The sequence below is a fragment of the Paenibacillus sp. 598K genome (assembly GCF_003851045.1).
Taxonomy (GTDB): Bacteria; Bacillota; Bacilli; order Paenibacillales; family Paenibacillaceae; genus Paenibacillus_D.
The window spans coordinates 26,096-36,431 of the sequence record NZ_BFBX01000023.1; the positions used below are offsets into that span (position 1 = coordinate 26,096).

Consider the following 10,336-nt stretch of genomic DNA (forward strand, 5'->3'; position numbering starts at 1 on the left):
CGCAGCACCGCATCCGGCAGATGGTGGCCGTCGGCGATGACGCAGCAGGCCAGCCGGTCATCGGCGAGCTGGGTCCACAGCCCGTTCGGATGGCGGGGCAGCATCGTGGCGACGCCGTTGCCGAAGTGCGTCGACATCGCTGCGCCGGCAGCCGCCGCAGCCTCCAGCTGCTCCGGCGAGGCTGCCGTATGTCCGAGCGAGACGATGATGCCCGCTGCCCGGCAGGCGCGGATGAAGTCGAGGCTGCCCTCCCATTCCGGCGCCATCGTGACGAGACGGACCCGCCCGCCGCTGACCGTATTCCAGCGCTGCAGCAGCTCCCAGTCGGGGGCTTGCACATGCTCGGCGGGATGCGCGCCCTTCGCTCCCGGCTCGCCGGAGATGAACGGCCCCTCGAGATGGACGCCGGCGACCGAGTCGGTCAGCGGCCCCGGCTGCGCGAGCGCTGCGGCGATCAGCGACAGCGAGCGCTCGATCCGCTCAGAGGAGTTGGTGATGACCGTCGGGCAGTAGGACGTCACGCCGTGCCGCCACAGCGACTCGGTGATCCGGGCTGTCGCCGCCACCTCCGCTGCCTCGCCATTGAAGTCGTCGCCGGCCATCCCGTTCACTTGCAGGTCCACGAAGCCCGGTCCGATCCAGGGCAGCTCGGCGACAGGCCCGGCGTAGTCGATCTCCCTCACCTCGGCGATGACGCTGCCACGGACTGCGACCTCGATGCACTTGCCGCTGCGGTAGTGTCTGCCGATGACGCACAGCTCGCCGGGACTAGACATCGCTGGCCTGTCGCGAGCCGAGATCGTAGGAGTCGTGGTCGACATACAGCGTGCAGTGCGGATGCTGTCTGAGGATCGTCGACGGGCACGCCTCGCCGATCGCTCCCTCGAGCGTCCGCATCACGGCCTGTCGTTTGGTCGGACCGGGCACGCTGCAGAACAGCGCCTTGCCGCCGAACAGCGCAGGCACGGTCAATGTCATCGCATGCGTCGGCACGTCGCCGAGCGCTGCGAAGCATTTGTCATTCACTTGCTGGATGCGACAAGCCTCCTCCAGCTCGACGACCTTCACCAGGAGCGGGTCGTCGAAGTCGGCGACGGGCGGATCGTTAAAAGCGATATGACCGTTCTCGCCGATCCCGAGCAGCACCATGTCGATGGGCGCTTCCGCCAATAGCTCCCCGTACCGTCTGCACGCCCCCTCTGGATCATCCCCGCCATCCAGATAGTGGACCTCACGCAGCGGCACATGCCGGAACATATGCCGCTCCAGGAAGCGGCCGAAGCGCTGCTCCGCCTCTGCAGGCAAGCCGATATATTCATCCATATGGAAGGCCGTCACGCGCGACCAGTCGATATCCGGAGCGGCGATGAGACCAGCCAGCATCTCCAGCTGCGACGGCGCGGCCGCGAAGACGATCCGCACCTCCTCCTGCGACGCGAGCAGCTGCCGCAGATGCGCTGTCGCCTCCTCGGCCGCCAGCTGTCCCAGCGTCTGTCGATCGGGGGCTACGACGACATGCAGCGCATCGACGCGCAATCGTTGTTCGTTTCCGTTTCCTTGCTTCATCTTGCTGCCTCCTCTGCCCATGGGGCGAAACTTAATCCCCTTAAGCATAGCGCAGCCGAGCGCGACCGCTCATGTCTGCGAGTGTCCGGTTTGGCCTCCGGCATGACTGTCGCTGACCGCCCCTTGCAATAGCCGACGGTATTGCTCCGGCGACAGGCCGGTCCGCTTCTTGAACGTGCGGGAAAAGTGGGAGGCGTCCTTGAAGCCGCTCAGATGGCCGACCTCCGTCACCGAGCGACTCGCATCGATATGGAAATGCACCTTGGCCTCGGCGATCCGCCGCCGCATGATGTAATCGAATAGCGTCTCATTGGTATAGCGCTTGAACAGCTTCATCAGATACGACTTGCTCACATGCATCCGGGCGGCGATCGCCTCGGCGCTCAGGTCGTCGGCGAACTGCCGATCGATGTAGGACAGCACGCGATGCACCAACTGCTCCGACTCGCTTGGCGCAGATCTGCGGGCATCGGCCGTCTCCTCGAAGCGCGTGTAGATGAACAGGAGGATCTCATAGAACTTCATGTTGCGACGATTGCGGGCGACTGCCGTACCGCCGTGCCGCAGCTCGTCGAGCTGGCGCAGCAGCAGCTCGAACTCCGCCTGCACAACGCCCTCCAGCGTCCAGCGATAGCTGGTCAGCACCTGGAACGGCCGGCACAGGTCGACCATGCCCGGCATGAGCGTGTAGCTGCGAATCGCCTCGCGCTCGAACATTATCGTCGAGCGGATGTAACGCTGGCTCTCGTCCATGATCGGGCCATGCTCGCGGATGCCGTTCATGACGATCAGGTCGCCGGACTGCAAGTCGATCAGCTCGCCGCCGAGCAAGTACTGGCATTTACCGCTATGGAAGTAATAGATCTCGTTAGCCGTATGCGAGTGGATATATGGCCGCAGATTCGAGTCCAGCCGGTAATTGAACGTATCGTATTCCTGCATCAGCATTGCCAGCCTGCCTCCTGTCACTCTGCGCCGCCCTCGGCGACTTTGATCCTTTGATTATACACGATCCCCCCAATGAATAAAGGCATGGCCCCTTCAGTTTCCTGAAGAGCCATGCCTCGTCTGGAGCTTGAAGCTCCTTTATTTTGCCGTATTCAGTTCATGTTCATTCTGGTGGAGCTCCTTGATCATCCGTTGCATCATGTAGCCTTCGTGGTTGCCTAGTCCCTTGCGGTTGTCCTGAATGACCATACGTCCGATGTTACGTTTCAGAATCTCGCTTTTCCGTGCCAGCATCTCATGATAAGTCACAGTTTCTCAGCTCCCAATCCGTTTGTCTTCTATCTGTAGGTGCCACCCTCGCGGCACATCTATAAGTATAAAAGATCTTGCAGGAAAAGGAAAATCGGCTGCGCGCCGCTGAGAAGTCACGCCAAGCGCTCTCGCCCAATCTCCCGGAGTGAGCGCGAACAGCCGCAATCATCCGCCTGTATCCGCCGGATTATGGCATCAAATGCGCAGGATACCGCAGTCGGGACTCAGTCCGGCTTGCCGATCGCCCGAATCTCCTGCAGCGTCTCCTCATCGAGGACGACGTCGATGGCTGGCAGCACGCCGAGGATATGATCCGGCTTGCGGACGCCGACGATCGCGCTGGTGATGGCCGGATGCGCCAAGTCATAGGCCACTGCGAGCTGAGGCACAGTAATTTCGTAGCGGGCAGCGATGCCCTTCAGCTGCTCGACGCGGTCGATGTTGCGACGCAAGCCCTCGCCGGTATGCGCTGCCGAGCGGGAGCGCCAGTCGCCGTCCTCGAAGGTCGTCTCGTACGTGTACTTGCCCGAGAGCAGTCCCGACGTCAGGGGACTGTAGGCGACGACGCCGATGCCATGCTCGAGGCAGAACGGCAGCAGCTCCTTCTCCGCGTTGGGACGCAGGATGGAGTACGGCGGCTGCAGCGCGTCCACATGCCTTACCGTAAGCGAAGCCTCGAGCAGCGGCACGGTGTAGTTGCTCACGCCGACATAGCGCACCTTCCCGTCCTGCACGAGACGATCCATCGCCCGCATCGTCTCCTCCGCCGAGGCGTTATTCTCCGTATCGGGCCAGTGCATCTGGTACAGATCGATGTAGTCGGTGCCGAGCCGGCGCAGCGAAGCCTCCGCTTCCCGCAGGATCGAGTCGTAGGTGCCGTTGCGGGACACCGTCCCCTGCTCGTCCCAGACGAGTCCGCACTTGGTCGCCAGCACGACGCGCTCGCGGTCGGCGCCGAGCGCCTTGCCGATGATCTCCTCGGAGTAGCCAAGTCCGTAGATGGCTGCCGTGTCGTAGAAGGTAATGCCCGCGTCGAGCGCCGCGCGCACGCTGTCATGCGACAGCCGGTCGTCCTGCTCGCCCCAGCTGCTGGCCCAGCCCGCGCCTCCGATCGCCCATGCGCCGAAGCCGATTGCCGAGATTTCCGGTCCGTTTTTGCCTAGCTTGCGATATTGCATGTGTTCATCTCCCTTCCGTATTTCCATCCCTTATATTATAGACTTACGCGGATACGGATTACAAAGCGGCGCGCCCGCTCCGCCTTGACGGGTCGAAGGTTCGGCCTTAGGATTAGGGGGTATGAAGCAGCAATGAGCGAAAAGCTATGAAGGAGTCTATGCATCGATGTGGCTTATCCTGTCCTTACTCGCCGCCGTCAGCTTCGGGCTGCGCGGCATCCTGTACCATGCCGCCTCCAGACATGGACTGAATCGCAGTCTGATGCTGTGCGGCGTCTTCACAACCGGCGCGGTCCTCAGCCTGATCGGCGCGCTCGTCTATGCGCAGCATTGGAGTCCGGCCGCGCTGTGCGGCATGATGATGGGCGTGTTCTCGTATGCGGCCAACGCCAGCATGTTCAAGGGGTTCGCCGTCGGCAAGCCGTCGCTGATCGCCATCCTGACCGCGCTGCCGCCGGTCGTCGTTGTCATCCTCGCCTATCTGCTGTGGGGCGAGACGCTGAATCTCGGGCAGCTCGCGTCCTTCGTCATCATCCTGGGCGGCATCCTGCTCGTCCGCTATTCCAACGACCTGTCGCTGAGCAATCTTCAGGGCGCGGGCTGGGGACTGCTGGCGACCCTGTTTTTCGGGATGAATGATGTGACCGGCAAGCTCTCCACCGTGCTGGGCGCGGATATGTTCCCGACGCTGTTCTGGATGTTCATCACCGGCACCGCGTGCTTTGGCTTCAGTTGGCTGTACGAGCAGCGTCGACAGCCGCTGGCTGCTGCGCCAGGCAAGGTGCGCTGGACGCCGCGCCGTACCTTCCTCGCCGGCCTTGTCGTCGGCCTGACGAATATTAGCGGCATGGTGTTCATCCTGTCCGCATTCGAGACGGGGATCACCTCGCTCGTGTCGGCGGTCATCGCGCTTAACGTCCTGATCATCCTGCTCTACACCCGCCTCTACCTCCGCGACCGCTTCACGCCGCTGGAGCTCACCGGCATGGCGACCGCCTTCGTCGGCATCGTCCTCCTGCGGGTGTTTTGAGCGGGGCGGGGCGCAACTTAGGCGTCTCGGCTCTGCCGGGACGCCTGCATGTGTGGGTGCGACTAAGTCTGATCAAGCAGCAGCGCGTCTGGGCGCGCTGAGTCCGACCGGAACGGCAGCACACGTCTAGGTGCGCTGCCCCTTCATGAAGGTCCGGTCTCGCGGCAGGAACATCGCCAGCAAGCCGAGCAGCGGCAGCAGCGCGCATAGCTGGATGACGCGCTCGACGCCATCGCCATCGATGAAGCTGCCGATCGCGACCGAGCCGAGACCAGCCAATCCGAAGGAGACGCCGAAGAACAATCCCGCAATCGTGCCTACATGCCCCGGCAGCATCTCCTGCGCATAGACGATGATGACGGAGAAGCCCGACATCAGGATGAGGCCGATCACCGCGCTGAGCACGATCGCCATCGTCGGACCTACATAAGGCAGCAGCAGCGCGAACGGCGCCGTCCCGAGGATCGAGAACCAGATGATATTTTTGCGACCGAATCGATCAGCCAGCGGCCCGCCGAGGAACGTCCCCGCCATGCCCGCGAACTGCAGAGCGAACAAGGCGAGCTGGGCCTCCTTGAGCGTCCGTCCATACGTCTCCATATAGTAGAATGCGTAATACCCCGTCATCGCAGCCAAATATACAAACTTCGAAAACAATAACAACACCAAAATCGTCATTGCATAGCCGATGAACCGTCTGGAGAAACGCGGCGTCTCGGACGTCCCGGCTGCCGCTCGCTTGCGCTCGCCTTGTGCCTGGAGCTGCGCGCGATACCACTTGCCCACCCTCGCCTGCACGACGATCCCGATGACCGCCAGGATCGTGAACCAGAGGAAGCCGAGCTGCCCTTGCGGGCTGAGGATGTAGGCGACCATCAACGGCGCCAGCGCTTGCCCAGTATTGCCGCCTACCTGGAAGATCGACTGCGCCAGCCCCTTGCCCTTGCGTGCCGCCAGATGAGCGACGCGCGACGATTCGGGATGGAGCACCGACGAGCCGACGCCGATCAGCGCTGCGGCGAGCAGCAGGAACCCGAGCGACGGCGCGAAGGCCATCGCGATCATGCCGAGCAGCGAGAACACCATGCCGATCGGCAGCAGCATCGGCAGCGGCCGACGATCCGTATAGACCCCGATCAGCGGTTGCAGCACGGATGCCGTCACATTCAACGTAAAGGCAACCCAGCCGATCTGGGTAAAGGTAAGCTTCAAATTGCCTTGCAAAATTGGAAACATCGCTGGCACGACCGTCTGCATCGCATCATTGAGCAGATGCGCGACGCTTACTCCCAGCAAGATCGCCATTGCGGTTTGTCCTGTGGCTGTCGCTGTAGCGGTTGCTGTCTTTGACTCCATCGCTCGTCATCCTTATCTGTAGTGAAGTAGACCTAATCCTACTACAGCCGGGCTACCGTTGTCGTAGCAATAATTGCGATTTCGCAGGTCGTACTGCCCTCTTCCCCAGTGCCGCGATATGCGATACACTAGAGCCTAACTTTATTAATCCGAATCAGGTGAGACCCATGCATATCCAGATGACCTTCCCGCAGCTTGAGGTGCACCGGATCGTCAATCAATTCGAGAACCCGGTCCACGCCCATGACGAGCAATATCAGATAACGCTGGTCACCAGCGGCGCCTGCCACTTCTCCTACGAGAACCGCAAGCTCCGACTCGGGGCCGGCGAAGGGCTGCTGCTGCTGCCCAGCGACTTGCACAACTTCCACCTCGAGGATGGCTCCGGCGTCCTGGTGCTGATCGCCAACGATGTCGATGGAGCAATGATTTCGAAGCCGTCCGATGCGGGGGGCGGGCCGATGCGCATCCCGTTCGATACAGGCCTCGCCCGGACATGGCTCGATGCGGCGTTCCTCTGCGAGAGGAGCGACCTGCTGGCGGCGCAGGAGACCGAATCGCTCATGCTTCACCAGCTCCAGCAGCTGCTTCACGGAGGCTCATCGACGCTATCGGCCGAGCCCCAGCGGGCGGGGTCCGGCGGCATGACGGCGGTCGGACGACCTGCGCTGCCGGGTCGCGCCGATCCGCATGTCGCGCGGGCTCTCGAGTATATCCACGATCGCTTCCGCGAGCCGATCTCGGTCGAAGAGATCGCCGCCGTCGCGCTGCAGAGTCGCTACCACTTCATCCGAACCTTCAAGGCCGCGACAGGCATGACGCCGTACCATTACGTCCTGCATCTGCGTCTGGCCGAGAGCCTGCGGTTGCTGCGCCAGACGCGCAGCACCGTGACGGAGATCAGCCTCCAGCTCGGCTTCTCCACGCCTAGCCAGCTCTACCGGATGTTCGATCGCTATGTGCAGGTGACGCCGGAGCAATATCGGCTGCTGCAGTGAGGCGTCACGGTTTCCGAGCGCACCTTTGAGCGCACCTTAATGACCGATATCAGGCGATAGATGATCCTAGGTATGCGGCTGACATCTCACTCTCCCACAGGAACACCCATCCTGACAACTTGCGAGAAGGTCGCCGCTCCAAAGGAACATAGGTATCGTTATTCGGCTCCATAACTCGATTTGGGCCAAGGTTAGGAACATAGGTCATCTTATTTGGCTCGAATTGCCCGATTTTGAGCGTTTTGTCACACATAAGGATACCCATGTTCCCTAAAGTCTGGAAAACGACTGAAATGAGCGAAATAAGGTTACAGATGTTCCTTCGCACCTGCATACAAACAAAAAGGCCTCTCCGCCCACGCTCCCCAATGCGGGAACGTAGGCGGTGAAGCCTTTTTGCGTCCATTCATGATTCGTATCGTCAGCTTCCCCCTGAGGTCAGCTCTCCTTGGCCTGCATGTCGATCTGGCGGATCTCGCCATCCTCGTTGGTCAGCGCCCAGCTGCAGTCTGGCTCGCGGAACGTCTTGTGCACGCGGCCATTCTCAAAGTAGGTGACGATCGTCCGACCCTCCGGCGTGAAGTAATCGATCGCCAGCGAACGGACGCCAAAATCCGTCAGCGTCACTTCCAGAATCTCCGCCTTCATCGGCGTCATCGTCCGGAACAGCTCCGGGTCGTACAGCTTGACGTCGGCGCTCGGCTGATCGATCGGCGCGTGATTTTTGACCAGCTCGAATACCTTGGCCTGATAGCCCTTCTCCTGCGTAATCGAGACCATCTCATGGACAGTCTGGCTGCAGCCCGCCAGCGCCTCCGGCTCGGTGCGTCCCGGCTGAGTCGCAAAGTAGATAAACAGTCCAGCCAACAGCAGCATAACGCCCAGTGCAGCGAATAATCGAAATTTCATCCGCATCCTCCAGTACCTCGGTGATGTCTGAGTTGATTATACTGGAGGCTCGCCGTAATCTCAACCAACTGTATGTCCTGTCCCTTGGCTGTGCCTGTCTTCTCTCCTCCTAGTCCAGCGCTTCCGACAGCTCCCGGGCTGCGCGGCGGCGGGAAAAATTGTACGACTGCCAGTCTCGCTCCGGCTGCTCGAGCGCCGTCCATCGCCGATGGTCCACGAGCCGAAGCTGCGGATAATCGTTCTCCTGGAAGCGGATCAGGAGCGGCGTTGCGTCGGTAGAGAGACTGAGCAGATACGCCTCGTCCAGCTTGCCGCTCTCGCGGTAACGCTCGATATTGCCCGCTGCAATCCGGGCATCCATCTGCGCATAGTTGAGCGCCAGGAAGGCGAGCAGACTGGCGACGACAAAGCAGCGGCCGAGCGGAACCCGTCTAAGCGCGGCGCGCAAGCCCGCCAGCAGCAGCAAGGCGCCAATGTATAGCATGAAGGCATGCGCCAGAAATCGGGCATACGTATAGCCATACGCCTGCTCATAGAGCTGCAGCCGCGAGTAGGCCGAGCAGAGCATGACGCCGGTACATCCGACGATCAGCAAGAGCAGGATGCGGATGAGCCGCCCCATGGCGCCCTCGCCAGCCTTCACCAGATAGAGCGTCCCCAGCAGGATCACCAGGTTGATGCCGCTGAGCGCGATCAGCTCGGCGAACCCTTGCCTCGCATAATCCGCATACGTCAATCCCTGCGGCAGCACGCCCTCCCAAGCGCCGAACAGATAGGAGAGCTGGACGACAACATAGAGCACGTAGACCAGCGCGACCAGGACCAGCACCGTCGTCGCGATGAGCGGGTCGATCTTCGGTCCGCGGGTGCGGATCGGCTGCAGCGCATGCTCGCCAAGCGCCGACCGCTCCCAATCGTAGACGACGCTGTCCCGGAACCCCCACAGATAGGTGAACAGCAGCAGCGCCATTCCTCCGGTCCAGACGATGCGCCAGAACCAGCCGCTCACCGACAGTTGGCCTAGCCAGTCCGGGAACGCCGACAGCGCATAATGGAATACGCCGTCTGCAGACGACAGCAAGCTGAGGATGACCGCGAGCAGCGGCGCAGCGACCAGCAGGCCGATTAAGACGCGGCTCGCCTGTCGACGTTGATGCGCACCTTGCTCTCCTGCGCTGCCGTTGATCAGGCGGCCCAGCAGTCGCAGCGGCGTCGGCCAGTGACGCACGCTCTGCGGCACCAGATGGTCGAGCGCATCGGCGATGATCCGGATGTCCCAGTGACCGAACCGACGTCGACTGAGGAGCAGTGTGAACTGGACGAACACAAGCATCGGGATGGTCAATGTATTGAGCACGCGCAGCAACTGGTTGTGATACAGGACAAACGTGAGCGACAACAGCGCGATGACTGCCATGAGCAGCCAGTCTGTCAGCTTCATCGGCCGCAGCTGAGGCGCCCCGAAGATCCACATATACGCATAGAACAGCAACAAAAACAGAGGGTAGGACACCCCGAACGAATGGCCGAAAAACAAATATTGATGCACCAGCGCCAGCCCGATCGCCGCAGCTAGCGCCGCTCCCGCTCCTGACGCCGGAGCTGACGGCAATGCAGGTTGTTCACTCATGCGTAATCCCCCTTGATATCTAAAGCTTGGTGTGCAGCAGCAGCGACACTGGACGCTATTGCCTCTTCTCCCCTTCTATTGTAGGCTATAAAATAAGAAAATAAAGAGAAATATATACGTGGAAATTTCATATTTTAATTTGTAAAATTTGGTTTACCGAAGGAGACATAAATTATGCGGCTTAGTCTGCATTATTTGCAGCTGCACAAACGATTTGGCGGGCAGGAGACCGTCGACGTGACACTTGCCGACATTGCCGAGACGCTCGGCTGCACACACCGAACCGCCGTTACGCTCATCGGCAAGCTGGTCGACCTGGGCTGGATCGACTGGATCGCGCGCCGCGGACGAGGCAGTCGGTCGACGCTTCGCTTCCTCGCGTCGCCTCGCGATATCGCTCGCGACTCCC

Annotated in this window: 10 protein-coding genes and 1 pseudogene; 3 read left to right on the forward strand and 8 right to left on the reverse strand. The window is 61.2% G+C overall.

The window, feature by feature from the left end; all coding sequences use genetic code 11:
• The 5 genes and pseudogenes from PA598K_RS36075 to PA598K_RS09275 all read right to left on the reverse strand — a co-directional run.
• A pseudogene (locus PA598K_RS36075) lies at positions 1–776 on the reverse strand (N-acetylglucosamine-6-phosphate deacetylase); the annotation flags it as partial.
• A complete protein-coding gene (locus PA598K_RS09265) occupies positions 769–1,566 on the reverse strand; it encodes a glucosamine-6-phosphate deaminase (protein ID WP_128656680.1) in 798 nt (265 codons plus the stop codon). The gene PA598K_RS09265 and the pseudogene PA598K_RS36075, both read right to left, overlap by 8 nt.
• Before the next feature lie 69 nt (positions 1,567–1,635).
• Positions 1,636–2,514 (reverse strand): AraC family transcriptional regulator, encoded by an 879-nt coding sequence (locus tag PA598K_RS09270; protein ID WP_128656681.1) that lies wholly within the window; start codon positions 2,512–2,514, stop codon positions 1,636–1,638.
• Between the two features lie 138 nt (positions 2,515–2,652).
• Positions 2,653–2,823 carry a hypothetical protein gene (locus tag PA598K_RS36080; protein WP_185601759.1) on the reverse strand — a complete coding sequence of 57 codons (171 nt, stop codon included), beginning with the start codon at positions 2,821–2,823 and terminating at the stop codon, positions 2,653–2,655.
• A gap of 227 nt (positions 2,824–3,050) precedes the next feature.
• Entirely contained in the window at positions 3,051–4,004 is a 954-nt protein-coding gene (locus PA598K_RS09275; RefSeq protein ID WP_185601761.1) for an aldo/keto reductase, read from the reverse strand.
• A gap of 166 nt (positions 4,005–4,170) precedes the next feature.
• On the opposite strand from PA598K_RS09275, the gene PA598K_RS09280 reads away from it, so the two are divergent.
• Entirely contained in the window at positions 4,171–5,034 is an 864-nt protein-coding gene (locus tag PA598K_RS09280; protein ID WP_128656683.1) for a DMT family transporter, read from the forward strand.
• Positions 5,035–5,160: 126 nt separating this feature from the next.
• On the opposite strand, the gene PA598K_RS09285 is transcribed toward PA598K_RS09280, so the two are convergent.
• Positions 5,161–6,390, reverse strand: coding sequence for an MFS transporter (locus PA598K_RS09285; protein WP_128656684.1), 1,230 nt, complete (start codon positions 6,388–6,390; stop codon positions 5,161–5,163).
• Positions 6,391–6,557: 167 nt separating this feature from the next.
• Here PA598K_RS09285 and PA598K_RS09290 point away from each other — a divergent pair, with 167 nt between their 5' ends.
• The gene (locus tag PA598K_RS09290; RefSeq protein WP_128656685.1) at positions 6,558–7,388 is read left to right on the forward strand and encodes a helix-turn-helix domain-containing protein; all 831 of its coding nucleotides are present in this window, start codon (positions 6,558–6,560) and stop codon (positions 7,386–7,388) included.
• Positions 7,389–7,826: 438 nt separating this feature from the next.
• On the opposite strand, the gene PA598K_RS09295 is transcribed toward PA598K_RS09290, so the two are convergent.
• Positions 7,827–8,297: a hypothetical protein gene (locus PA598K_RS09295; RefSeq protein ID WP_128656686.1), complete on the reverse strand. Its 471-nt coding sequence runs from the start codon at positions 8,295–8,297 to the stop codon at positions 7,827–7,829.
• Positions 8,298–8,406: 109 nt separating this feature from the next.
• On the reverse strand, positions 8,407–9,927 hold the full coding sequence (locus PA598K_RS09300) for a DUF4153 domain-containing protein (RefSeq protein ID WP_128656687.1): 1,521 nt from the start codon (positions 9,925–9,927) through the stop codon (positions 8,407–8,409).
• Between the two features lie 174 nt (positions 9,928–10,101).
• Between PA598K_RS09300 and PA598K_RS09305 the strand changes: the two genes are divergently transcribed.
• Positions 10,102–10,336 (forward strand): SgrR family transcriptional regulator (locus PA598K_RS09305; protein ID WP_185601762.1); only part of this gene is annotated, 235 nt, incomplete at its 3' end.